At 64.1% G+C, this 24,241-nt stretch carries 22 protein-coding genes and 1 pseudogene; 14 read left to right on the forward strand and 9 right to left on the reverse strand.

Annotated elements, in window-relative coordinates:
- Positions 1 to 114: 114 nt before the first annotated feature.
- The 3 genes from HYN69_RS17090 (at position 115) to HYN69_RS17100 (ending at position 2,383) form a co-directional block, all read left to right on the forward strand.
- Positions 115 to 402: an HU family DNA-binding protein gene (locus HYN69_RS17090; RefSeq protein ID WP_108436801.1), complete on the forward strand. Its 288-nt coding sequence runs from the start codon at positions 115 to 117 to the stop codon at positions 400 to 402.
- 119 nt (positions 403 to 521) lie between these two features.
- Entirely contained in the window at positions 522 to 1,388 is an 867-nt protein-coding gene (locus HYN69_RS17095; RefSeq protein WP_108436802.1) for a DMT family transporter, read from the forward strand.
- Between the two features lie 314 nt (positions 1,389 to 1,702).
- Entirely contained in the window at positions 1,703 to 2,383 is a 681-nt protein-coding gene (locus HYN69_RS17100) for a helix-turn-helix transcriptional regulator (RefSeq protein ID WP_108436803.1), read from the forward strand.
- Here the strand turns inward: HYN69_RS17100 and aroC are convergent.
- From aroC to HYN69_RS17115, 3 genes and pseudogenes are all read right to left on the reverse strand, one after another.
- Positions 2,380 to 3,479 (reverse strand): annotated as a pseudogene (gene aroC / locus HYN69_RS17105) (chorismate synthase). The gene HYN69_RS17100 and the pseudogene aroC overlap by 4 nt on opposite strands.
- 168 nt (positions 3,480 to 3,647) lie before the next feature.
- Positions 3,648 to 4,250 carry an enoyl-CoA hydratase/isomerase family protein gene (locus HYN69_RS17110; protein WP_108436804.1) on the reverse strand — a complete coding sequence of 201 codons (603 nt, stop codon included), beginning with the start codon at positions 4,248 to 4,250 and terminating at the stop codon, positions 3,648 to 3,650.
- Entirely contained in the window at positions 4,247 to 4,990 is a 744-nt protein-coding gene (locus tag HYN69_RS17115) for an SDR family oxidoreductase (protein WP_108436805.1), read from the reverse strand. The genes HYN69_RS17110 and HYN69_RS17115 overlap by 4 nt, the downstream gene beginning before the upstream one ends.
- A 125-nt stretch (positions 4,991 to 5,115) precedes the next feature.
- On the opposite strand from HYN69_RS17115, the gene HYN69_RS17120 reads away from it, so the two are divergent.
- The 4 genes from HYN69_RS17120 to HYN69_RS17135 all read left to right on the forward strand — a co-directional run bounded on the left by HYN69_RS17120 (position 5,116) and on the right by HYN69_RS17135 (position 9,298).
- On the forward strand, positions 5,116 to 6,657 hold the full coding sequence (locus tag HYN69_RS17120; RefSeq protein ID WP_108436806.1) for a DUF2125 domain-containing protein: 1,542 nt from the start codon (positions 5,116 to 5,118) through the stop codon (positions 6,655 to 6,657).
- A gap of 120 nt (positions 6,658 to 6,777) precedes the next feature.
- Positions 6,778 to 8,121, forward strand: a complete 1,344-nt coding sequence (locus tag HYN69_RS17125) for a TldD/PmbA family protein (protein ID WP_108437288.1) — start codon at positions 6,778 to 6,780, stop codon at positions 8,119 to 8,121.
- Positions 8,108 to 8,887 (forward strand): 3'(2'),5'-bisphosphate nucleotidase CysQ, encoded by a 780-nt coding sequence (locus tag HYN69_RS17130; protein ID WP_108436807.1) that lies wholly within the window; start codon positions 8,108 to 8,110, stop codon positions 8,885 to 8,887. Before HYN69_RS17125 ends, HYN69_RS17130 begins: the two co-directional genes overlap by 14 nt.
- 48 nt (positions 8,888 to 8,935) lie before the next feature.
- A complete protein-coding gene (locus tag HYN69_RS17135; protein ID WP_108436808.1) occupies positions 8,936 to 9,298 on the forward strand; it encodes a dihydrodipicolinate reductase in 363 nt (120 codons plus the stop codon).
- On the opposite strand, the gene HYN69_RS17140 is transcribed toward HYN69_RS17135, so the two are convergent.
- Positions 9,295 to 9,468, reverse strand: coding sequence for a DUF1674 domain-containing protein (locus tag HYN69_RS17140; RefSeq protein ID WP_108437289.1), 174 nt, complete (start codon positions 9,466 to 9,468; stop codon positions 9,295 to 9,297). The genes HYN69_RS17135 and HYN69_RS17140 overlap by 4 nt on opposite strands.
- A gap of 66 nt (positions 9,469 to 9,534) precedes the next feature.
- Here HYN69_RS17140 and HYN69_RS17145 point away from each other — a divergent pair, with 66 nt between their 5' ends.
- Positions 9,535 to 10,788, forward strand: a complete 1,254-nt coding sequence (locus HYN69_RS17145) for an RsmB/NOP family class I SAM-dependent RNA methyltransferase (RefSeq protein ID WP_108436809.1) — start codon at positions 9,535 to 9,537, stop codon at positions 10,786 to 10,788.
- On the opposite strand, the gene HYN69_RS17150 is transcribed toward HYN69_RS17145, so the two are convergent.
- Positions 10,785 to 11,741, reverse strand: a complete 957-nt coding sequence (locus tag HYN69_RS17150) for a magnesium transporter CorA family protein (protein WP_108436810.1) — start codon at positions 11,739 to 11,741, stop codon at positions 10,785 to 10,787. The two genes, HYN69_RS17145 and HYN69_RS17150, sit on opposite strands and share 4 nt — an antisense overlap.
- A 55-nt stretch (positions 11,742 to 11,796) precedes the next feature.
- Entirely contained in the window at positions 11,797 to 12,411 is a 615-nt protein-coding gene (locus HYN69_RS17155; protein WP_108436811.1) for a TetR/AcrR family transcriptional regulator, read from the reverse strand.
- Positions 12,412 to 12,529: 118 nt separating this feature from the next.
- On the opposite strand from HYN69_RS17155, the gene HYN69_RS17160 reads away from it, so the two are divergent.
- Genes HYN69_RS17160 through speB form a run of 6 tightly spaced genes read left to right on the forward strand, consistent with a single transcriptional unit; the run spans position 12,530 to position 17,885 of the window.
- Positions 12,530 to 13,582 carry a polyamine ABC transporter substrate-binding protein gene (locus tag HYN69_RS17160; RefSeq protein WP_174213637.1) on the forward strand — a complete coding sequence of 351 codons (1,053 nt, stop codon included), beginning with the start codon at positions 12,530 to 12,532 and terminating at the stop codon, positions 13,580 to 13,582.
- A gap of 38 nt (positions 13,583 to 13,620) precedes the next feature.
- Complete coding sequence (locus HYN69_RS17165; protein ID WP_230426450.1) at positions 13,621 to 14,433, forward strand: ABC transporter permease; 813 nt, start codon at positions 13,621 to 13,623, stop codon at positions 14,431 to 14,433.
- The gene (locus tag HYN69_RS17170) at positions 14,430 to 15,197 is read left to right on the forward strand and encodes an ABC transporter permease (RefSeq protein WP_108436814.1); all 768 of its coding nucleotides are present in this window, start codon (positions 14,430 to 14,432) and stop codon (positions 15,195 to 15,197) included. Before HYN69_RS17165 ends, HYN69_RS17170 begins: the two co-directional genes overlap by 4 nt.
- The gene (locus HYN69_RS21975; RefSeq protein WP_108436815.1) at positions 15,194 to 16,186 is read left to right on the forward strand and encodes an ABC transporter ATP-binding protein; all 993 of its coding nucleotides are present in this window, start codon (positions 15,194 to 15,196) and stop codon (positions 16,184 to 16,186) included. The genes HYN69_RS17170 and HYN69_RS21975 overlap by 4 nt, the downstream gene beginning before the upstream one ends.
- On the forward strand, positions 16,186 to 16,914 hold the full coding sequence (locus HYN69_RS17180) for an MBL fold metallo-hydrolase (RefSeq protein ID WP_108436816.1): 729 nt from the start codon (positions 16,186 to 16,188) through the stop codon (positions 16,912 to 16,914). Before HYN69_RS21975 ends, HYN69_RS17180 begins: the two co-directional genes overlap by 1 nt.
- Positions 16,911 to 17,885, forward strand: a complete 975-nt coding sequence (gene speB / locus HYN69_RS17185; protein WP_108436817.1) for an agmatinase — start codon at positions 16,911 to 16,913, stop codon at positions 17,883 to 17,885. Before HYN69_RS17180 ends, speB begins: the two co-directional genes overlap by 4 nt.
- A gap of 338 nt (positions 17,886 to 18,223) precedes the next feature.
- On the opposite strand, the gene HYN69_RS17190 is transcribed toward speB, so the two are convergent.
- The 3 genes from HYN69_RS17190 to HYN69_RS17200 are packed head-to-tail and all read right to left on the reverse strand — an operon-like array spanning position 18,224 to position 23,330.
- Complete coding sequence (locus HYN69_RS17190) at positions 18,224 to 21,487, reverse strand: efflux RND transporter permease subunit (RefSeq protein ID WP_108436818.1); 3,264 nt, start codon at positions 21,485 to 21,487, stop codon at positions 18,224 to 18,226.
- 12 nt (positions 21,488 to 21,499) lie between these two features.
- Positions 21,500 to 22,666, reverse strand: a complete 1,167-nt coding sequence (locus HYN69_RS17195) for an efflux RND transporter periplasmic adaptor subunit (protein ID WP_108436819.1) — start codon at positions 22,664 to 22,666, stop codon at positions 21,500 to 21,502.
- Positions 22,659 to 23,330: a TetR/AcrR family transcriptional regulator gene (locus tag HYN69_RS17200; RefSeq protein ID WP_108436820.1), complete on the reverse strand. Its 672-nt coding sequence runs from the start codon at positions 23,328 to 23,330 to the stop codon at positions 22,659 to 22,661. Before HYN69_RS17200 ends, HYN69_RS17195 begins: the two co-directional genes overlap by 8 nt.
- Positions 23,331 to 24,241 lie beyond the last annotated feature (911 nt).

The raw sequence follows: 24,241 nt of genomic DNA on the forward strand, positions 1-24,241 counted from the left end.
TTTGCGAAATAGGCTTGATTTGTTCGGCAAAACCTAATTTAGCGGCAAGACAGTCGCTTAAACTACAGGGACATACCCGCCTGTCAGAGCGGGTCAGAAACGAAGGATAGAGAAATGCAGAAACCGATGACCAAGACGCAGCTTGTTGCCGCTCTGGCCGAAGAAATGGGTTCGGACAAGAAACTGGCCGGTGCTGCCCTCGACGCCATCGCAGCCGTCGTGTCGCGTGAAGTCGCAGCTGGCGGTGCCGTCACGCTGCCGGGTCTGGGCAAAATCGTTTGCCGCGCCCGCCCCGAGCGTCTGGTTCGCAACCCTGCGACCGGCGAGACCGTGCCAAAGCCTGCCGACAAGCAAGTCAAGTTCTCGATCGCCAAAGCACTGAAAGACAGCGTCAACGCCTGATATTTCATCGGTCGTCAAGACCGATACGGGGCCGCTCTTTCCGGGCGGCCCTTTTGCATGCGTCCACCTCGCTTGGTTATGTCAATACCGGGAAACGATGCGCGGACAGAGAGGAATTCATGGATTTTCGCGCGGTTCTGATGGGGCTGACTTTCAGTCTGATGTGGTCTTCGGCCTTTGCAACGGCCCGGATCATCGTGGCCGACGCACCGCCGCTTTATGCACTCGCCTGCCGTTTCGCGATCTCGGGGGCGCTTGCCATCGGTGTAGCGCTTTTGTTGGGACAGACATGGCGCTTGCAGCCGCTTCAGCGGCGTTCTGTGATCGTATTCGGGCTGTGCCAGAACGCGGCCTACCTGGGGTTGAACTTTCTGGCGCTGCAATGGATCGAGGCATCGCTGGCTGTGATCATCGCGGCATCGATGCCATTGATCGTAGCTGCCTTGGGCTGGATCATTCGCGGCGACAAAATTGGACGATTGGGTGTCGCGGGGCTGGTTGCAGGCTTTGCCGGCGTCGCGCTTATCATGGGAACGCGAGTGGAGGGTGGGGCCGACCATCTGGGTGTAGTGTTCTGCATCGGGGGGGCACTGGCCTTGGCAGTGGCCACGCTGACGCTGCGGTCAGCGAGCGGGCAGGGCAATTTGCTGATGGTGGTGGGCCTGCAGATGCTGGTGGGATCGGCGGCGCTGGTGGTGCTGGCGCTGGTCTTCGAAGAGCCGAGGCTGAACCTGACACCCGCTTTCCTTGCCGCCTTCGTCTACCAGATATTGGTTCCGGGACTGGCCGCGACCTTGCTTTGGTTTGAGCTTGTACGGCGGATCGGGGCGGTTCGGGCAGCGACATTCCACTTTCTGAACCCGTTTTTCGGCGTGGTCATCGCCGCGCTGTTGTTGGGCGAAGAGGTCGGGCCGTTCGATTTGCTTGGCGTTGCCGTGGTGGCGGGCGGCATCCTCGCCGTGCAGATCAGCCGACGACCAGTCTAGGCTACACTCATCATGGATTGGAAAGCCCCACGGCCGTCTGATTCAGAACCGGCTCGATCACCGAGCCGTACCCAGAAAAGCCACGTCAGATAGGCGCTGCGCTGGGGGTCCGTTGCGATTGGACCAAGGCCACTTTCGGGAAACCCATCAGTCAGCGCCAACATGACCGCGTCTGAATATACAATAATATCAGTATCTTGAATCGGTACAGCCTCGTTTGCTTCTAAATGCCGCTTTTGCCATTTTTGATCCTTTTGGTTGGTAGTGGTCGGTGTATGCGGTAGGGTTACTGACAAAAGCTGGCAGGAACACGCATGGCCCGTGCTGACCGACTGTTTCGATTGTTGCAGGCGCTGCGGATGTTGCCGCAGCCTGTCACCGCGGCGCGGCTGGCGGCGGAGACGGGGGTTTCGGAGCGGTCGCTTTACCGCGACATCGCCTCACTTCGGGCGGGGGGCGCCTTGATCGACGGGGCGGCGGGGGTGGGGTACACCTTGACCGAGGACCCTGCCCTTCCGCCGCAGATGTTCACGCGACTCGAGGTCGAGGCCTTGGTGCTTGGTCTGGCCGAGGTTCGGCTTACTGGCGATCCGGAACTGGCCGAGGCGGCGAGGGCGGCGCAGGCGAAAATTGTGGCATCGTTGCCCGAGAGGGTGCAGCGACAGGCGGTGCATGCGGTGCAGGAAACCTATCGCTTCGATCTTCGCGCCCCCGCACCACCACATCTTGCGATGTTGCGGCAGGCGTCATGGGACGAGGCCGAGGTGCGGATCACCTATCGCGACAAGGACGGGTCGCAGACCAGCCGCCGTATCTGGCCTTTGTCGATCGTGTTTCTGGATCGGTCGCTGATGCTTTTGGCGTGGTGCAACCTGCGCCGCGATTTTCGCCGGTTCGATCTGGCGCGGATCGGGCGGGCCGAGTTTACCGGCATCAGCTTTCGCCCCCGCCGCGTTCCGATGCTGCGGGAATTTCACGTAATATTAAAGGGTTAGCCAATCTTGCCGCGCTGGCCGCCGGTATGGGCACGGTCAAGAAGCAAGTGGTCGAGCAGGACGCAGGCCATCATCGCCTCGCCCACCGGAACTGCGCGGATGCCGACGCAGGGGTCGTGGCGGCCCTTGGTCACCAGATCGAGTTCTTCGCCCTTGGTATTGATGGTCTGGCGGGGGGTCAGGATGCTTGAGGTGGGCTTGACGGCGAAGCGGCAGACGACAGGTTGACCTGTCGAAATGCCGCCCAGAATTCCGCCCGCATGGTTCGACAGAAATTCGGGGCCATTCAGTCCCATGCGAATTTCATCAGCATTATCAACGCCTGTCAGGGATGCGACGGCCATTCCGTCACCGATTTCGACGCCCTTTACCGCGTTTATCGACATCATGGCCGAGGCGAGGTCGCTGTCGAGTTTGGCGTAGAGCGGGGCGCCTAGGCCGGGGGGACTTGGGTGGCGGTGACTTCGATGATGGCACCGACCGAGTTGTGCGAAAGGCGCAGGTCGTCGAGGTAGGCGGCCCATTCGATGGCGGCGACGGGGTCGGGGCACCAGAAGGGATTTTCGTCGATCTGGGCCGCGTCAAAGCGGCTGCGGTCGATGCCGTGGGTGCCCATTTGCACCATATAGCCGGTGATGTGCAGAGAAGGGGCCAATGATTCCAAGACCTTGCGTGCCACCCCGCCTGCCGCGACGCGGGCTGCGGTTTCGCGGGCGCTGGAGCGACCGCCGCCGCGATAGTCGCGGTGGCCGTATTTCTGGTGGTAGGTGATATCGGCGTGGCCGGGGCGGAAGGCTTGGGCTATGTCCCCGTAATCCTTGGATCTTTGGTCGGTATTTTCAATCATCAGCTGGATCGGCGTGCCGGTTGTGATGTCCTGGAACACGCCCGACAGGATGCGAACCTGATCGGGTTCCTTGCGCTGGGTGGTAAACTTGTTCTGGCCCGGCTTGCGGCGGTCGAGCCACGGCTGAATATCGTTTTCTGTCAAGGGGATACCGGGGGGCACGCCGTCGACGGTGCAGCCCAAGGCGGGGCCGTGGCTTTCACCCCAGGTGGTGACGCGGAAGATGTGGCCGAAGGTGTTGAAAGACATGAAAGCCGCCCCTGCTGTGCGTTTTCCGCTTTAGGGGAAAGTCGGGTTTTGTGCAATGTCGCGCCCTTTGGCGCGGGTGATAGCAGGGATTCTGCTATGCACAGGTGATGCACAGATTTGCACTGCCGTCTTCAGATTGCCTTCATCTGTTCGCTGCCAAGATCGGGCCTAGAACAGCGCCTTGATCGCCGCGCCGTGGCTGCCCGCCGCGATGGCATCGGCGCAGAGGGCGTGGGCCGCAGCCAGTGCGTCTTCGGCCACGACATCGACGAGGCCCCAGCCCAGCGCCTGATCGGCGGTGATGCGTGCGCCGGCGAGGAGGATCATCTTGGCGCGGGAGGGGCCGATCAGGGCTGCCAGTCGGGCGGGGTCGGCCTTTTGCGGCAGGTAGCCGCGTTTCATCACCGGATAGAAGAATTGCGCTGCCGGAACCGCGACGCGCAGATCGCAGGCCAGCGCCAGACCGAAGGCCCCGCCCGCGAGCGTGCCGTTCAGGGCGGCGACGGTCAGGCCGGGATAGGCGGCAAGGGCCTGCGTGGCGCGTGCCCATTCGGGTGAGGTGCCGAGGCCGGCGGCCATGCCGTCAAGATCGGCGCCTGCGGAAAAGACGCGGCCTGCTCCGGTGAGGGCGATTGCGGGGTGTTTGGCTTGGGCGGCTTTGCCTACCGCATCGGCCAAGGCGGACAGCATGGCTTCGGTCAGGGCGTTGGCCTTTTCGGGGCGGTTCAGGGTGATGACGTGCAGGCCACCTGCATCATGGGCGGTGATCATGCGATCAGGCCCACGGCGCGGCGCACGCGGTCTTCGCGCAGCGAGACATCGGAACCGAGCCACGGGTCGGCCGCCGCGCCGCACATCCAGACCAGCGCCCTTGCGGCCCAGTCGGGCGGGATATGCGCCGAAGGGTCAAGCCTGCTGACCGCGTTCACGCCGCTTGTCTTGATCTTTACCTGCATGTCGGTAGCTACGGTTCCCGGTGACAGGCCGAGAACGCGGATGCCGTGGGGGCCTTCTTCGACATGGGCAACGCGGGTGAGCATGAGGGCGCCCGCCTTGCTGGAGCAATAGGCGCCCCAGCCTTCGAGCGGGTTGACCGCAGCACCCGAGGAGACGGTGATGATGGTGCCGCCGCCCTGTGCGCGCATCACGGGCAGAACGGCTTTCATGCCGTGGAACACGCCTTTCAGGTTGATGTCGATGGCTTGGCCGAAGTCGGCAGCATCGGCATCGGCAAGGCGGGCGATGGGGTCGATCACGCCTGCGTTGTTCACCAGCACGTCGATTCGTCCGAAGCGGGCGATGACGGCGGCGATTGCCGCGTTGACCGAGGCCGCATCGGCAACGTCGCAGCCCAGTGCCATGGACTGCGGCAGGGACGCGGCGAGGGATGCGACCGCATCGGTGCTGCGGGCCAGAAGGGCGGTTTGCGCCCCTGCGGCTGCGAATTCGCGGGCTGCCGCCGCGCCGATGCCGCGGCTTGCGCCGGTGATGACGACCACTTTGCCTTGCATGGTTTTTGCTCCTCGGGGTTTACCTGACATCTATCCTGCCCGACTTTTCGATGTAATGCCTTGACCCCTTCGCACGGGGGGAGGATGCTTTTGCGCGATACATTCTTTCAGTCACGAGGTTGATTATGAAATTCCGGTTGCTGGCAGGTTCGACCGCTCTTGCCACCCTTTTGGCCCAAGCCGCCTTTGCCGATGTCACTCCGGCACAGGTCTGGCAGGATTGGCAAGACCTGAGTGCCAGTTACGGGCAGGTTCTGACCCCCGGCAAGGTGGATGACCAAGGGGATGCGATCGTCATTACCGATCTTGCGATCATCTCGGACCAGGGGGATGTGAAGGCTTCGGGGACGATTGGCGAGGTGCGCTTTGCCGACAATGGCGACGGGTCGGTCAAGATAACCATGTCGGAATCTTATCCGCTGACGGTGACGGTGCCAGCCGAGGAGGCGGGCGGCAATCCGACGACGATTTCGCTTTTGGTGGAACAACCGGGTCTGGTTGTGACCGCGGCGGGCGACGAGGTGGAGACGAGCTATGATTTCGCGGGGCCGAGTGTGCGGCTTTCGCTGACCGGCGTCGAAGGGGTGAAGGCCGAAGCGATGGACGTGACCGCTGCGGCGTCGCTGGTGAACGTGGCAGGAAAGTACATCTTTGCGCCAAACGGGGATAAGCGGTCGCTCAATTCCAGCTTTTCGGCGGATAGCCTGACGCTGGATGTGGCCGGTAACGACCCCGACCCGACGCCCTCGGTCGATGGAAGTGCGGCCGGGGCGAGCGCGTTGAAGGTGAATTTCGTGATGGCCGATATTACCGGCACCACGAGTGGCACGCTTCTGGATGCCGCCGCGATGGCGGATATGGCGGCGGCGCTGAAAGCCGGTTTTGCGACCGATGGCAGTTTCGAGGCTGGCAAGACGAGCTATGACATCGACGTGACCGATGCGACGGGGAATACCAAGATCACCGGCACGGGCGAGACGACCGGTCTGGCCTTTGCGATGGACGACACGCGGCTTTCCTATTCGGGCAGCGCGACGGGCGTGACGACCACCATGACCTCGCCCGAGTTGCCGTTTCCTTCGGTGGCGGTTTCTTATGCCGAAGCGGGGTTCGGGTTCCTGATGCCGGTCAGCCCGACGGATGCGCCTGCCGATTTCAGCCTGATGACACGGTTGGTGGATTTCACCATCTCGGATGAGGTGTGGGATCTGTTCGACCCGACCAAGCAGTTGTCGCGCGATCCGGCGACGTTGATCATCGACACCAAGGGGACGGCGACGCTGACGGCGAACCTGTTCGACACGGCGGCGATGGAAGCGGCGGGCACGACGCCTCCGGGTGAGCTGAACTCGCTTGAGGTTACCGAGTTGCAGGCCAAGATTGCGGGGGCCGATCTGACGGGAAAGGGCGCTTTTACGTTTGATAACAGCGACTTGACCACCTATGACGGGATGCCCGTACCGACCGGCAAGATGGACCTGAAGCTGACGGGCGGCAACGCGCTGATGGACAAGCTGGTGGCGATGGGGCTGATGCCGGAAGATCAGGTGATGGGGTTCCGCATGATGCTGTCGATGTTCGCCAACGCGACGGGCGAGGACGAGCTGACCTCGACGCTGGAGTTCAAGGACAAGGGCTTTTTCGCCAACGGCCAGCGTTTGCAGTAACGCAGGCTCGGGTTTCGGCGGCCCCCGCATCGGATTGCGGGGGCCGTTTCATTTAAGCCGCACGCTTGCAGCGGCACGACTGGCGGACTACCTGCATCGGGCAGATTACAGGACATGACCATGACCGCTTCGCTTGAAACGCTTACCTCTCGCCTGCTTGACGCCGCACGCAAGGCGGGGGCCGAGGCCGCCGATGCGATGGCGGTGACGGGGGCTTCGCTGTCCATCGACCTGCGGGTGGGCAAGCTGGAGCAGGCCGAACGGGCCGAGGCGACCGAGATCGGGTTGCGCGTGCTGATGGGCGGGCGGCAGGCCTGCGTTTCGGCGTCGGACCTGTCGGACCGCACGATCGAGGCTTTGGCGGAACGCGCCGTGGCGATGGCGCGTGAAGCACCGGACGATCCAACCGTGGGGCTGGCCGAGGCGTCGCAACTGGCGCGGGGCTGGGATATTGCCGCCTTTGACCTGAGCGACCCCGCAGACGAGCCTTCGGCGGCGGCGCTGGAGCAGGATTGCCGCGAGGTCGAGGCGGCGGCGCTGTCGCGCAGCGGGATTACGCAAGTGGAAAGCTCGGCGGGGTATTCGGCGCGGGCGATCCATATCGCGGCGACGAACGGGTTTTCGGGGGGCTATGCGCGCACGTCGCGGTCACTTTCGGCGGTGGCCTTTACCGGTTCGGGCACCAATATGGAGCGCGACTGGTCGGGGGAATCGCGCACCTATCAGGCGGATTTGCCTGCCGCGAAGGGGATTGGCGAATTGGCGGCAGACCGTGCCTTGGCGCGGGCGGGGGCGACCAAGCCCAAGACCGGCACCTATCCCGTGCTGTTTGACGAGCGGGTTGCGGCGTCACTGATCGGGCATTTGCTTTCGGCGATCAACGGGGCGGCGATTGCGCGGGGCGCTTCGTGGTTGCGCGATGCCTTGGGCCAGCAGGTGCTGCCTGCGGGCCTGTCGGTGATCGAAGACCCGCATCGCGCGCGGATCGGCGGGTCGCGCCCGTTCGATGCCGAGGGCCTGCCCACCGCGCGGCGGGCGCTGGTGGAAAACGGGATATTGACGGGCTGGACGCTTGACCTTGGCACCGCGCGCAAGCTGGGGATGCAGAGCACGGCGAATGCGACGCGGGGGACATCTTCGCCGCCGTCGCCTTCGACTTCCAACATCGATCTTACGCTTGGCAGTGCCAGCCTGTCGGATATGCTGCGCGACATGGGGACGGGGCTTTATGTCACGTCGATGATCGGATCGACGATCAACCCGACCACGGGCGATTATTCGCGCGGGGCGGCGGGGTTCTGGGTGCAAAACGGGGTGATTACCCATCCTGTCAACGAATGCACCATTGCCGGAAACCTGCGCGACATGCTGCTGCGGCTGGTGCCTGCGAATGACGCGCGTGACCATCTTTCGACGCGCGTGCCTTCGTGCCTGATCGACGGTATGACGCTTGCGGGAAGCTGACGATCTGGCGCTTTTGATCGACGCCGCGCGGGTCGCGGGGAAGATCGCGTTGCGCTATTGGAAGCGCAACCCCAAGCAATGGGAAAAGGGCGACGAGGGACCGGTGACCGAGGCCGACATCGCGGTGAACGATGCGCTGCAAAGCCAGTTACGGGCGGCGAGGCCCGCTTATGGTTGGCTGTCGGAGGAAACGCCGGACGACGGGGCGCGGCTGGAAACCGAGTGCCAGTTCATCCTTGACCCGATCGACGGTACGCGGGCGTTCATCGCCGGCGAGGACAGTTTCAGCCATGCGCTGGCGGTGACGCGGGGGGGCGAGGTGGTTGCGGGGGTGGTCTATCTACCCGCGAAGGATGCGCTGTTTGCAGCAACGGCGGATGGTCCGGCCACGCTGAACGGTCAGGTGATTGCCGCCAGCACGATTGCGGGGATCGCGGGGGCGACGATACTGACACCGGCCACGAACATGACCGCGCAGCACTGGCCGGGAGGCGTGCCAGAGGTGAAACGGTCATTCCGCGCGTCGGTTGCTTACCGTTTGGCGCTGGTGGCCGAGGGGCGGTTTGACGGGATGCTGTCGTTCCGCCAAGGCTGGGAGTGGGATATTGCCGCGGGTGCGCTGATTTGCGACCGTGCGGGGGCCACTGTGACCGATTCCAAGGGTGAGCGGTTGCGCTTTAACAGGCCTGACCCGCGGGCGAACGGGCTGATCGCGGCAAGTGCGGGGCTGCATGCGGCGCTGCTAGAGCGGCTTGACGCGAAGTGATCCGGATCGGGGCGGGCGGCGTATAACTGGCTGATCCAGAGGTGTGCCATGAAATCCGCTTTCCTTGCCCTTGTTGCCAGTGTCGGCCTGACGGATGCCGCCCTTGCCGAGGGCTATTCGCGCATCAGCGACCGTGACGCGTTTCTGGGCGCGGTGGCGGGCAAGGAATTGCGGATGTGGCCGCTGGGCATTTCGCTGGTGGTCGAGCCGGATGGCGAGATACGCGGCAATGCGCTGGGCTGGGATGTGACCGGCACTTGGGAATGGCGTGACGGCTATTTCTGCCGCGAGATGGATTGGTCGGGCTATCCGATCCCGATGAATTGCCAGTTGGTCGAAGCGGAAGGCGGCAATGTGCGCTTTACGGTCGATCAGGGGCGGGGCGAGTCGGCTTCGTTCAGCCTGCGCTAGAAGTCTATCGCAATTCCCTTTTTCTCCCAGTCGCCGTAGCGGACGGGTTCGGGGCCGTCGCGGCCGCCGAGTTCTTTGGGCAGGGGTTCGGCCTTGGCTGCTTTGCGGCGCTCTTCGGCCTCGGCCAAGGCGCGGAGGGCTGCGGGGGGGAGATCGGTCTGTTCGGTCATCATTAACGGTTCCGGTTCTTGCCCCTTTGATATACGCCCCTTTGTCAGATCAACAAGGGTGCGGTCATGGCGGCAGAAGGTTTGGCAGCGCGGGCGGCGGCGGTTGGCCTGTTGGGGGCAGTGCTTTCCGAGGGGCAATCGATGGCCGAGGCGGTGGCTGACGCGCAGGGGCCGCTGGCGGGGCTGACGCCTTCGGACAAGGCGCGGGCGCAGCGGTTGGCGCTGGCGACGCTGCGGCATATCGAGCAATGCGACCGTGTGCTGGAGCCGCATTTGCGGAAATCTCCGCCACGCGAGGTGAAGAATGCGTTGCGGCTGGCGGTGACGGAATTGGCGATGGGCGGGGCCGCGCATGGCGTGGTGAACGCGGCGGTCGAGATCGTGCGGCGCGGCAAGCGGACGGGGCATATGGCGGGGCTGGTCAATGCCGTGCTGCGGCAGGTGCCGGAAGCAGTGTTCGACGGGTTGCCGGTGCAGAAGATGCCGCGCTGGCTGCGCCAGCCGCTGGTGCATGCCTATGGGCGTGACGCGGTGGCGGCGATCGAGGCGGTGCAGGCGGGGGTTCCGCCGCTGGACCTGAGCTTGCGGGCGGGGGGTGAGGCGCCCGAGGGCGAAGTGCTGCCGACGGGGTCTTTGCGGCTGGCGGATGCGGGGCAGGTTTCGGCTTTGCCGGGGTTTGCCACGGGCGGCTGGTGGGTGCAGGACGCGGCGGCGGCGCTGGCGGTGCGGATGCTGGCACCTGTCGCGGGTGAGCGGGTGCTTGATTTGTGCGCGGCGCCGGGGGGCAAGACGATGCAGCTTGCCGCAAGCGGTGCTGCGGTGACGGCGGTCGATATTTCGGGGCCGCGCATGGGGCGGGTTGCGGAAAATCTGGCGCGGACGGGATTGGCGGCTGAACTGGTGGTGGCCGATGCGCTGCAATGGACGCCGGATGCGCCGTTCGACGCGGTGTTGCTGGATGCGCCCTGTTCGGCGACGGGGACGATCCGGCGGCATCCTGATCTGCCCTTCATCAAGGACGGGTCGGAATTGCCCGAATTGGTGGCGCTTCAGGCGGCGATGCTGGACCGTGCGCTTGGCTTTGTGAAAAGCGGGGGGCGGGTGGTGTTTTGCACCTGCTCGCTTTTGCCGGAAGAGGGCGAAGGGCAGTTGGCGGCGGCGCTGGAGCGGCACGCGGGGCTGCGGGTCGAGCGGTTGGAGATTGCCGGCGTCGCGCCGGAGTGGTGGACGGAAACGGGCGGTTTGCGCCTGCGACCCGATCATTGGGCGGACCGTGGCGGGATGGACGGGTTCTTTATGGTGCGGCTGGTAAAGCGCTAAAGCCAGTTCTTCCAGCGGATACAAAGCCATACCACGATCGGCGAGACGACCATGGCGATCAGGGCGGCGGGGTAGCCGAAGGCCCATTGCAGTTCGGGCATGACGCGGAAGTTCATGCCGTAGATTGCGGCGATGAGCAGCGGCGGCGAGAACAGGATGGTCACCACCGAGAGCAGGCGGAAAGTGGCGTTCTGGGCGAGGTTGATCATGCCAAGCGTCAGGTCGGTGGCCTGCGCCACGCGGGATGACAGGAAATCGGTATGCACCTCAAGCGCGTTGATGTCGCGGCGCAGGGCTTTCAGCGCCGGTTCGAGCCGCTTGTCGGCTTTGCGGTCGGACTGGTCATAAAAGCCGATGGCGCGGTCGAGCGTCAGCAGAGACAGGCGCAGGATGCCGATCAGGTGGCCTTCGCGACCAAGGCGGCGCAGCGCGACCTCGAGCCGGTCTTGCGACTTTTGCCGGTGCTGCGGTTCGTGGATGGTGCGGCCAAGCTGGTCGAGGTTGCGACCGACGGATTCGAGAAGGTCGGCGATGCGGCCGGTGATCTCTTCGATCAGCGACAGGAAAATCGCATGGGCGCTGCCGCAGCCGGGGCCGGTTTTGTCGGCGCGGTTGGGGTAGGTTTCGAACGGGCGGGCGCGGTGGTGGCGCACGGTCACGAGGCGGTCGTGCGACAGGATGAAACTGACGGGGCCGGAGATCGGCTCGTTGGCGGTGGAATGGCCGGGAAGCACGACGGTGATGTAGTCGAGCGGGCCTTCGCGGTAGAGGCGGTTGGAGATCTCGATCTCTTCCATATCCTCGAGGCTGGGCACGTCGATGCCCAGCGCCGCGACGGCCTGAGCCTCGGCGAGGGTGGGGCGCAGCGCGTCGATCCAGACCGCCTGAGCGAGGTCTGCGCCGTCGGGCATGCGGCTGAGCGTGCCGCCGGATTCTGTATAGGCGTGCAGCATCGGCTTGGCCCCTTCGCGTTGCGACAGGGATAGCAGAAAACGGATAGGCGTAAAGTCAGCGCGTCAGCATCGCGGCAAGTGGCGCGTTTTGACGCGCGACATGCGCGTTGAGCGCGGCGAGGGTCATCGGGTCGTTCTTGACGAATTCGATGAACATCATGTTGAGGTTGTTGAAGATCACCTCGCCCATGGCGCGGGGGTCGATGTCGGGGCGGGCGATGCTGCGGGCCTGCAATTCGGTGATGAGGGCGCAGACCTGTTCGGCAAGCCGGCGGTCGAGTTCGGTGAAGCGGTCGGAAAACGGGGTGGCGGGGGCCTCGATGGTGATAGCCATGGCGGTGCGCCACATCTCTTTCGACAGGTAGTAAAGCGAGTGGTCGTAGTAGCTGCCGATCAGGCGGGACAGGGCTTCGGCCACTGTCGGGGGCGGATCGGCCACGATTGCGGTGCCTGAATCGAGCACCTCTTGCACCTCCATCACCACTATGGCGAGCAGCAGATCGCCCTTGGTTTCGAAGTAATTGTAGAAGGTGCCGACCGACACTTCGGCCACGCGGGCGATATCGTCTATGCGGATCGCGCCGTAGCCTGCTTCGCGGAAAAGCTGGGCCGCGGCTTCGAGGATGCGCCGTGTGCGGTTGGCTTTCTGTCGTTCGCGAAGTCCGGTCATTTTAGGGCATTCTGATACTTGCACTGGTTTTGACATTGACTTCAAAAATGAACGAACTCAATTATTTTCTGATCGCGCCGAAAAGAGCGCAAGGCTGCAACCCGACATGGAGAGAGATATGGCTTTGACCGTGAGACTTCCCTTGACCGCGCTTGGGCTTTTGGCGCTGGCGACGCCTTCGTTCGCGCAAGAGCTGAATGCGCTGGTATGGTGCGACCACACCGACCCCGAGCTGGTGGCCCCGTTCGAGGAAAAGTTCGGGGTGAAGGTGAATGTGAAGGAATACGAGGGCACAGCGGCGGGGCTGGCCATTCTGGACCAGAGCGCGCCGGGTGACTGGGACGTGATGGTGATCGACGCGGTGGATGTGGGCCGCGCGGTCGAGGCTGGAAAGCTGGCCGAGATACCCGCCGATGCGCTGCCGACGGGCGACTTTTTCCCCGAGCTGGTGATGGCCGAGAACAACACCGTGGGCGGCAAGACCTATGCCGTGACGGAAAAGTTCGGCTACAACACGATTTCCTATGACAAGACCAAGGTCGACCCCGCCGACATGCAGGACATGGCCCTGTTGACGGGCGGCAAGTATGACGGGCGGATCGGGATTTACGACTATTACCTGCCGGTGCTGGGGCTTGTCGCGCTTGGGCAGGGGGTGAATACGGCGGATATCAACGCCGATACGCTGCCAAGTCTGAAAGAACCGCTGATGAAGCTGCGGGCAAGTGCCAAGCAGGTGTCGGATGTTGTGAGCGCGCAGACGGCGCTGGCGACGGGCGAGGTGGATATCGTCGTCGGTGGCGGCGAATGGCTGACGGCGGTGCTGGCGGCGGACAACCCGAACCTTGACTGGACGATCCCGAAGCAGGGCGGTTTGCGCTGGGCGCAGTCGATCGGCGTGGTGGCCGGGACGACTCAGCCGGACCTCGCGCTGGAGTTCGTGAAGTATATCGTGTCGCCCGAGGGGCAGGCGCGGTTGGCGACGGCGTCGTGCTATTGGGGGATGCCCGCGAACGCCAAGGCGGGTGACGGGCTGACGGCGGAACAGAAGGCGGTGCTGCGCTGGGATGAACAGCCCGAGTTCCTGAAGCGGGCGCAGTTGTATCCGATTCCGGACGCCGCGACCGATACCGCGATGCAGGACATGTGGACCGAGATGCTGAACCAGTGACTTTGGAAGCGAAAGAGCGGCGCTTGGGCTGGGGTCTGGTGACCCCGGCCCTTGTGTGGACGGGGGCGTTTTTCGTGCTGCCGTTTGCGGCGATGGTGGTGCTGTCGCTGGCGCATATGGAGGGGCGGGCGGTCGTTTACGGGGTGGATGCGGGGAATTATGTCCGCGCGTTCACCGATTGGACGATGGTAAAGGCTTTGCTGAACAGCCTTGAGATTACCGTGATCGTAACGGTGGTTTCGGTGGTGCTGGCCTATCCTTTGGCGGCGATCATCGCGTTTCGGGTGCCTGTGCGGTGGCAGCGGTTGGCGCTGCTGATGGCGGTGTTGCCGTTCTGGACGAGTTACGTGGTGCGGTCCTATTCGTGGCTGCTGGTGCTGGGGCAGAACGGGGTGGTGAACAGGGCGCTGCTGGGGTTGGGGGTGATTGCGGAGCCGCTGGAAATTGCTTCCACGCGGATGGCGACGGTGATCGGGTTTGTGCATTTCTTCGTCATGCTGCTGACGCTGACGATTTACGCCAACCTGATCCAGCTTTCGCCGAACTATATGCGGGCGGCGCAGGATCTGGGGGCGTCGAAGTGGCAGACGTTCCGGCATGTGGTGTTGCCGTTGACCCTGCCGGGGGTGGTGACGGGGGCGTTTTTGACGTTCGTGCTGTGCATCGGGGATTACATCACGCCGCAGATACTGGGCGGGAATACGGAATTGACGCTGCCGCAGCTGATCATGTTGCAAATGGGGCGGAGCGGGAATTTCCCGCTGGCGAGTGCGCTTTCGGTGGTGCTGATGGGGGTGGTGACGCTGGCTTATTTCCTGTCGGCCAAATGGTTGAGGCTGGACCGGGTATGAGGGCGCTTGGCTGGCTTTATATGGCGCTTGCCTATGTGTTCATCTTTCTGCCGGTGGCGGTGCTGGTCGCGTTTTCGTTTCAGGACGGGCGCTTGCCGGTGCCGCCGTTTCAGGGGTTCAGCTTGCGCTGGTATGAAAAGGTGCTGGGCGACCGTGACCTGATGGAGGCGCTTGGCAATTCGCTGCTGGTGGCGGTGGTGTCTTCGGTGATCGCCTTGGTGCTTGGCTTTCTGGCGGCGCATGCGTTGGCGCGGGTGCGGTTGCCCGGATCGGTGCTGATGCGGGGGGTGCTGATCGCGCCGATGACGGTGAGTTATCTGATCATCGCGCTGGGATTGCTGACGATGTTCGGGGCGGCCGGGGTGAAGCTGTCGCTTTGGACTGTGGGTGCGGGGCATGTGGTGATCAACCTGCCCTTGTGCTTTGCGATCTGTTTTGCGGCGATGGGCGACCAGCAGCGCAGCGCCGAGCGGGCGGCGCGTGATCTGGGGGCGGCCGAGTGGCAGGTTTTGCTGCATGTGTCGGCGCCGATGCTGGCGGCGCCCCTGGCGGCGGCGTTCTTTCTGTCGGTCACGTTCAGTTGGGACGAATTCATCATCGCGTTTTTGCTGACGCGGTTCGATGTGACGTTGCCTGTCGAGATCTGGTCGATGCTGCGGTCGGGGCTTTCGCCTGCGACCAATGCGGTGGGGTCGTTGGTGTTTCTGGTGTCGGTCACGCTGGTTGTGGCGTTGGAGCTGCTGGTGTTCAGGAGGGCGAAATGACTGCGGATGTTTCGGTGCGCGGGGTTTCGCAACGCTATGGCGCGGCGCTGGCTTTGGACGATGTATCGTTGGAGATTTCGGCGGGGGAGTTCGTGGTGCTGCTGGGGCCTTCGGGCTGCGGGAAGACCACGCTTCTGAACCTGATCGGGGGGTTTGCCGAGCCTTCGGCGGGGCAGGTTCTGATCGGCGGGCGTGATATGGCGGGGGTTTCGCCCAAAGAGCGGCCGACGACGACGGTGTTTCAGGATTACGCGCTGTTTCCGCATATGAGCCTCGCCGATAACGTGGGGTTCGGCTTGCGGATGCGGGGCGTTGGCAAGGCGGAACGGGTGGCGCGGGCGGCGGAGATGCTGGCGCTGGTGGGGCTGGAGGGGCGCGGCAAGCGGCGGCCGCATGAGTTGAGCGGCGGGCAGCGGCAGCGGGTGGCGCTGGCGCGGGCGCTGGCGGTCTCGCCGGACGTTTTGTTGCTGGATGAGCCGCTCGGGGCGCTGGACCTGAAGCTGCGCCGCGCGATGCAGGACGAGTTGAAGGCGATCCAGCGGCGGGTGGGTACGACGTTTGTGCATGTGACGCATGATCAGGAAGAGGCGATGTCGATTGCCGACCGGATCGTGGTGATGAATGGCGGCAAGATCGAGGATGTGGGGGCGCCGAGGGAGGTTTACCTGCGGCCTAAGTCTTTGTTTTCGGCGGGGTTCATGGGCGAGGTGAACCGGATCGAGGTGAAGGGCGGGGTGTCGGCCATGGGGAAGCTGGCGGTTCCGGATGGGGTGCTGTGCATCCGGCCCGAGGCGATTTCGGCAGAGGGCGCGCTGCGGTTGGGGCCGTGCCGTGTTCAGGATACGGGATTTTTCGGTTCTTACGTGCGGGCGCAGGTTTCGCCTGTGGCGGCACCCAATATGGTGCTGACGGTGCATCTGCCGCCGGGCGCGGTGGTGGACGCGGGGGCAGTGCTCGATCTGGGTGCTTCGGCTTGGGTGGTGCTGTGATGGAGCGGATGCGGGCGGCGGATTGGTGGCGGGTGCGGACAGTCGGGGACGGGGTCACATGGATCGACGAGCCGCATATCCATGAATTCTACCGCTGCAATGTATGGCATGTGCGCGGGCGCGATGGCGACATGCTGGTCGATAGCGGGATGGGGGTTGTCAGCTTGCGCGAGTGGGTGCCGCTGGTGACGGAGCGGCCCTTGGAAGCGGTGGCGAGCCATACGCATTTTGACCATATCGGGTGTCACCATGAGTTTCCGTGCCGGTCGTGCCATGGGGCCGAGGCCGAGATGATGCGAAGCCCCACGCGGGTGGCGACGCTGGCCGACCCCTATGTGACGGACGAGATTTTCACCGCTTTGCCGCCTGCGCCCTATCTGTCGGCGACCTATGCGGTGAAGGCAGCGCCTGCGACGCGGTTGTTGTGGGACGGCGACGCGGTTGATCTGGGGGACCGGCGGTTCGAGGTGATCCATACGCCGGGACATTCGCCCGGCGGGATCGCGCTGTGGGAGGCCGCGACGGGGGTGCTGTTTTCGGGCGATATCGTCTATGACGGGCCGCTGATCGAGGACACCTATCATTCCGACGCGGCGGATTATCACCGGAGCATGGTAAGGTTGTATGATCTGCCGGTGCGGGTGGTGCATGGCGGGCATTTCGCAAGCTACGGGCGCGAGCGGCATCGCGAGATCATCGGGAATTGGCTGAAGGGGAAAGAGGCATGAGCGTATTCAATCAACCTTTGGGCGGGAACGACATGCCGCGTTTCGGCGGACCGGCGACGATGATGCGCCTGCCTGCGGCCGAAACGGCGGCGGGTCTGGATGTGGCGTTCATCGGGGTGCCGATGGATCATGGCACGTCGAACCGGTCGGGCACGCGGTTGGGGCCGCGGCAGATAAGGGACGAAAGCCGGATGCTGCGGCCGTTCAACATGGCGACGGGGGCGGCTCCGTTCGAGCATTTGCAGGTTGCGGATATTGGCGATGTGCCGGTCAACACCTTCGATCTGAAAAAGACGGTCGATATCATCACCGCGCATTACCGGGGCGTGCTGGCGCATGGGGCCAAGCCCCTGACGCTGGGGGGCGACCATACGCTGACATGGCCGATCTTGCGGGCGATGAAGGAAAAGCACGGACCCGTGGCGCTGATCCATATCGATGCCCATGCCGACATCAACGACACCATGTTCGGCGAGACGGTGGCGCATGGCTGCCCGTTCCGGCGGGCGTGGGAGGATGGCTGCCTGATAAACGACAAGGTGTTCCAGATTGGCTTGCGCGGGACGGGGTATTCGCCCGACGATTTCGACTGGGCGCGGGACAAGGGCTGGACCGTGGTGCAGGCCGAGGAGTGCTGGGGCAAGTCGCTGGCCGGGCTGATGGCGCAGGTGCGCGAGCGGATCGGGGATGCGCCGGTTTACATTACCTATGACATCGACTCGCTCGATCCGGCCTTTGCGCCGGGGACGGGAACGGTCGAAGTGGGCGGGCTGAGCACGTGGCAGGCGCTGGAGATCATCCGTGGCTGTGCGGGGCTGAACATCGTGGGGGGCGATCTGGTCGAGGTGTCGCCGCCCTATGATACCACGGGCAATACGGCTCTGATCGGGGCAAATCTGCTGTACGAGATGCTGTGTGTGATGCCGGGGGTGCCGCAGAAGCCTTCGCGCTGGTCGGGGTTGGTGTTTTAAGACCGAGGGGTCAGGCGGGACAGGAAACGCGACCCGCGTTTCCCCGCCTGCGCGGGACGGTAGCGACCTGCCGGTGTGGCTCGGTCACCACAGAGGCCGGCGCCAGGCCAGGCGGGCGAGAAGCGCCCGCCATGGGCGGGACGGGCGCTGGCCGGTGGCCTCGGGGCCACCGGCGGATGGCGGGACGGGCACCGCGTGGCAAGGCGATGGCCTTTGCCATGGGTGTGAGGCGATCTGTGTTTTACGCGGGCGTATCTTCTGAGGAAGTGGGTGGGTGGATCACCCACCCTACGGTGTCGCGCTGGATTTGTAGGGTGGGTGATTCACCCACCCTTTCTTCATTCGGCTACGTGCAGCGTCGGGCGTTTGCCGGACAGGGCGTCGACGCGGGTGGAAAGGTCGTCGATCCGTTCGGCGAGGACCGATGCGGCGGGTTCGTCGGGCTCGCTTTCCTTGGGGCCGAGGATGCGGCTGAACAGGCGGCCGACGAGGCGCGACAGGTCGTCCATGATCAGGAAGAAGGCAGGCACCACGATCAGCGACAGCACGGTCGAGACGATGATGCCGCCGATCACGGCCGTTGCCATGGGCGCGCGGAACGAGCCGCCCTCGCCCACGCCGAGAGCGGAGGGGAGCATGCCTGCCGACATGGCGATCGAGGTCATCACGATGGGGCGGGCGCGTTTGTGGCCGGCCTCGATCACCGACTGGAAGCGGTCCATGCCTTGGGCGCGCATTTCGATGGCGAAATCGATCAGCAGGATCGCGTTCTTGGTGACGATGCCCATGAGCATCAGGATACCGATCAGGACAGGCATCGACAGGGCCGATCCGGTGAGGATAAGCGCCGCGGCCACGCCACCGATGGCGAGGGGGAGCGAGAAGAGGATGGTGAAAGGCTGGATGACCGAGCGGAAAAGCAGGATCAGCACGGTAAGCACCAGCATCAGGCCCATGATCATGGCATTGCCGAAGCTGGACATCAGTTCGCCCTGAACCTCGGCATCGCCGGATTCCTCGATCCGGGCGGTGGGGGGCATTTCGACGCTTGCGGCGAGTTCCTTGAAGCGGTCGCTCGCGGTTCCCAGCGCCACACCCACGGGAAGGTTCGCGCCGATGGTGGCGCGGCGTTCGCGGTTGAGCCGGTCGACCATCGAGGGGCCTTCGGCGATGACGATGTCGGCCACGGTGGACAGCGGGACCGACCCTGTGGCCGTGGGCACGCGCAGGGCGGCGATGCGGGCGAGGTCTTCGCGGCTGGCATCGTTCAGGCGTACGCGGACCGGGATCAGGCGGTTGTCGATGGAGAGTTTCGCCAAGGCCTGATCGATGTCACCGATGGTAGCGACGCGCACGGTCTGGGCGATGGTCTGCGTGGTGACGCCAAGGCGGGCGGCTTCGGTGGCGCGGGGCGTGATCTGCACCTCTGGGCGGGGCAGCGCGCCTTCGGAGGCGACGTTGGCGAGGAGCGGGTCGCCCGAAAGCGCGGCTTCGAGACGGGCAACGGCGAGGTTCAGGTCGGCTTCGGTTTCCGCAAGGATCGAGAAGGAGAGGTCACGTTCGCCGCGGTCGTTCAGCTTGAAGGCGCGGATATCGGGGATGGCGTGGAGTTTTTCGAAAATCTGCGCCTCGATCACGTTTTGGGGGGTTTCGCGGCCATGGTTTGTGGCATCGGGGACGATTGCGCCGAGAAGCGGGATCTTGTTGGCGACCTGCGACAGTTTCAGTACCAGCGAGTGGTCGAGCCGGTCGAGCAGCACGGTGACCGAGGCGCGGCGGATGTCGCGGTCTCCGGTCGGAGAGGAGCCGCCGACGACCATGACCTTGTTCACGCCCGGGATCGAGCGGATGGCGCTGGCCATCGCTTCGGTGGTGCGGTCGGTTTCGGCAAGGGTGGCACCGGGGGGGAGTTCGACGGAAATCGGGATACGGCTGACATCTTCGGGCGGAAGGAAGCTGCCCGGAACCTTGAGCATGAAGTGGATCGACACGGCCAGCACGACGAAAGCGCCGAGCAGGGTAAGGTAGCGGGCGGGGATCTTCCACAGGTGGCCCGAGGTGGTGGTGCTGACGACCCGCAGGTAGCCGCGCATCACGGGGCCGTCGATGCCGCCGTCGTCATGCGCGTCCTTGGTCCGCATCAGATAGGCGGCCATCATCGGGGTGATGAGGCGGGCGACCAAGAGCGAGAACAGGACGGCGATTGCGACTGTCAGGCCGAATTGGCGGAAGTATTGGCCGGGGATGCCGGGCATGAAGGACACGGGGACGAAGACGGCCACGATGGTGAAGGTGGTCGCAATGACGGCGAGGCCGATTTCGTCGGCGGCGTCGATGGCGGCGCGGTATGGGGTTTTGCCCATACGGATGTGGCGGGATATGTTTTCCACCTCGACGATCGCGTCATCGACGAGGATGCCTGTCGCCAGCGTGATCGCAAGGAAGCTGACGAGGTTCAGCGAGAAATCCAGCAAATCCATGATGTAAAAGGTGGGGATCGCCGAAAGCGGCAGGGCGACCGCCGAGATCAGCGTGGCGCGCCAGTTTTTCAGGAAGGCGAGCACGACGAGAACGGCGAGAAGCGCGCCTTCGAGCAGGGTGTGAAGGGCGGCTTCGTAGTTGCCGTAAGTGTAGAACACGGTTTCATCGACAAGCGTGACGGTGACGCCGGGGTTTTCGGCGCGCAATTCATCGAGCTTCGCGTTGACGGTTTCGGCGACCGACACTTCGGAGGCACCCTTGGCGCGGAAGACGGCGAAGGTCACGACCTGTTCGCCGTTCACCTTGGCAAAGGAACGCAGTTCTTCGTAGGTGTCGATGATCTGGCCAAGGTCGGACAGGCGGACGTGGCGGCCCGAGGGCAGCGCGATGGTGGTCTGGGTAAGGTTTTCGACGGTCGAAGCGTCGCCCAGCGTGCGGATGGCCTGTTCGCCCGACCCGAGTTCGGACCGCCCTGCCCCGAGGTTGGTGTTGGTGGCGCGCAGTTGCGCGTTCACGGCGGCGGCGGTGATGCCGTGGCTGTCGAGCTTGACCGGATCGAGCAGCACGCGGATTTCACGGTCGGCCCCGCCGTAGCGGTCGACGCGGCCGATGCCGGGGCGGCCCTGAAGCGCGCGGATGATGGTATCATCGACGAACCACGACACTTCCTCCATCGTCATGTTCGGGGCCGAGACGGCGAAAGTCATGATCGCCTGACCTTCGACATCGACGCGGTTGACGATGGGGGCGTCGATGTCGCCCGGCAGGTCGCCACGGACGCGGTCGATTGCGTCTTTGGTGTCTTGCACGGCCTTGTCGGTGGGGACTTCCATGCGGAATTCGACGGCGGTGGTCGAGACGCCGTCTGTTACGGTCGAGGTGATGTTCTTGACGCCGGTGATGCCTGCGACCGCGTCTTCGATCTTTTTGGTGACCTGGGTTTCCATTTCCGCCGGAGCCGCGCCGGATTGCGCGACGGTGATGGCGACGACGGGAACGTCGATGTTGGGAAAACGGGTGATCGGCAGGGTGTTGAAGCTTTGCCAGCCCAGAACCAGCATCATGAAAAAGAACAGAAGCGGGGCGACGGGGTTGCGGATCGACCATGCAGAGAAGTTCATCGCGGCGCCCCCTTAGTTTGCGTCTGACGGGACAGGGTTGATCTTGTCGCCGTCGCGGACGAAGGCGCCTGCCTTGGTCACGATGGTGGCGCCGGGTTCGAGGCCCGAGACGATTTCGATCCAGCCCTTGTCGCGGATGCCGGTTTGGACCGGGACGCGGGCCACGGTGCCGTCCTTTACCACCATGACTGACGCCCCTTCGGCCGAGGAACCGACGGCGGTAACGGGAACGGCGGCACCTTCGCGTTCGATCACCAGCACTTCGGCGTCGAGGAACATGCCTTCGCGGATAAGGTCGGGTTGGTCGATGCTGATGCGGGCGCGGCCAAGGCGGGTGACGGGGTCGATGGTGGGTTCGACAAGGCGGATGGTGCCGGTCAGCGGTTTGGTGGTGCCCACGGCGACCATCGTAACCTTTTGGCCTGAGGCGAGGCGGGTGAGATCGACCTCGGACACATCGGCGTTGAGTTCGAGCGCGCCGTCTCGGATGAGGGTGAACATCGGCTGGCCCGCGCCCGAGGCGATTGCCCCGACGACGGCGTTACGCTGGGTGATGGTGCCCGCGACAGGGGATTTCACATCGGTCCGTTCGAGCGAGAGGTCGAGGTTGGCAAGCTGGGCCTGCACCAGTTCGACCTGCGCGCGGGCGGCTTCGAGCGATTGGGTCGCCACGGTGACGCGGGCGGTGGCGGCGATGGCGTTGGAGGCGGCCTGATCGGCGGCGGCCTTGCTGGCGGCACCCTGTTTGACGAGGGCGGCGGTGCGTTCGTTGACGCGCTGGGCTTCATCGGCGCTGGCGCGGACTTCGAGCATCTGCGCTTCGGCCTGCGCGATGGTGGCGCGGGCCGAGGCGAGCGAGGCGTTGAACTGGCTGCGCTGAAGTTCGAGCGTGCTTTTCGACAGGGTGGCGAGGGTCTGGCCTGTGGTGACGGTATCGCCCACATCGGCAAGAAGGGATTCGATTGGCTGACCCTCGATCAGCGGGGCGATGCGGACTTCCTCGACCGCGCCGACGAGGCCCGAGACGATGACGCGGTCGCGCAGGGTGCGGGGGGCGACGGTGGAAACCGAGATCGCCGGAAGCGCGGCGAGCGCAGCGGGCGTGGCTTCGGGTTCGCTGGCGGCATGGACCGGAGCGGCGAGCGCGGCAAGTAGCGGCAAAATCTTAAAGCTACGCATAGGTTCGGCCTTTCAGGTCATCGGCTGCAACGTCATCGATGGTTCGGTCTATTGTACGAAGAAGAAGGTCTGTCAGACGTGTCTGGGTCACGGAATTCTCGGCCGGATGCATCGAGGCGGATTTTACCAGCATGATGATCAGCATGGCTTGGGGGTAATAGCGGTCACGCGCGGCTTCGGGGTCGATGCCTTTGACCTTGGCAAAGATCGCGGTCAGGTAGCCGACGATTTCATGTTCCATATGGGTGGTAACGGCGCTGATTTCGGCTTTTCGCAGGGCGGCTGCGGTGATTTCGGCCCAAAGCTGGCCTTCGCCGATGCAGGACGCTTCGCTGACGCGAAAGCGGACGGTGGCGCGCAGTCCTGAAAGCGGGTCGTCCGAGGCGAGGATGGCGCGGAACGATTGCTCCATCTCGGCCAGATCGCGCAGGATCAGGGCGGCGACGATAGCGGCTTTCGACGGGAAGTAGCGGTAGAAGTTGCCCACGCTCATCCCGCAAGAGCGGGCGAGGTCTTGCATGGACGCCCCGTCAAACCCCTTTTCCGAAAAGGCGCGACGCACACCGTCGAGGATTTCGACGCTGCGGTGATCGGGTTGGACAGGCGGTTCGGAGATGTTGGCCTGGGCCATTCGGGTTCCCGTCGAGAATGAACGTTCATTCATGCACTACAGCACGGATCGCATTCTGGCAAGCCCGAGGTGCCGCGAAGCGGTGCGGGCGAGTGTTAACGGGCGCTGATTTTCAGCCAACCGATTCGCAGCGATGGGGCTGGATTGGTTCTGTTCGGGCTACGTTATGCAATCTGTAATTGTATTTTTCATTCTGACTCTGCCTTAACGAGCATTAAGGCTTTATTGTGGCATTCGAGCGTTAACTTTCTGGCGAAAATTTGACGCCAGCCTTTAGTTGGTATTAATTAATCTTAATGGGTGACGTACCCGCATTTGGATGTTCGAGGAGTTGACTATGGGACAGAAGAACAATTTCGGAAGAAAAGTGATAAGCGGGTTTGGCGCCGCATTCATGGCTGCAGGATTCCTGTTCGTGTTGCCGGTCAGTGCGAACGCTCAGGTCCGGACGATAAAGGTTCCGACGGACTTGTGCACCTATCAGCCGCTCAACAAGCGACTGATCGCGCAGATCACGAGCCGTTCGGATTTCCCGAAGATCCTGCAATACCTGAGCGAGACCTGCCCTGAAGTGGCGCTTCTGTTCGCCGATCAGCCGACGGCAAGCATTCCGGACCCGACGGACGGGGGCGGCGGCGGCACTCCGAATGGCGGGACGGGTCCGACCGACCCGACTGGTCCCACCGGGCCGACTGGTGAGACCGGACCGACTGGGCCGACAGGCGAGACCGGACCGACGGGGCCGACCGGCGAGACCGGACCGACTGGGCCGACAGGCGAGACCGGACCGACGGGGCCGACAGGCGAGACCGGACCGACGGGACCGACAGGCGAGACCGGACCGACGGGGCCGACCGGCGAGACCGGACCGACTGGGCCGACAGGCGAGACCGGACCGACGGGGCCGACAGGCGAGACCGGGCCGACCGGGCCGACTGGTGAGA

Source organism: Gemmobacter aquarius (assembly GCF_003060865.1).
Taxonomy (GTDB): domain Bacteria; phylum Pseudomonadota; class Alphaproteobacteria; order Rhodobacterales; family Rhodobacteraceae; genus Paragemmobacter; species Paragemmobacter aquarius.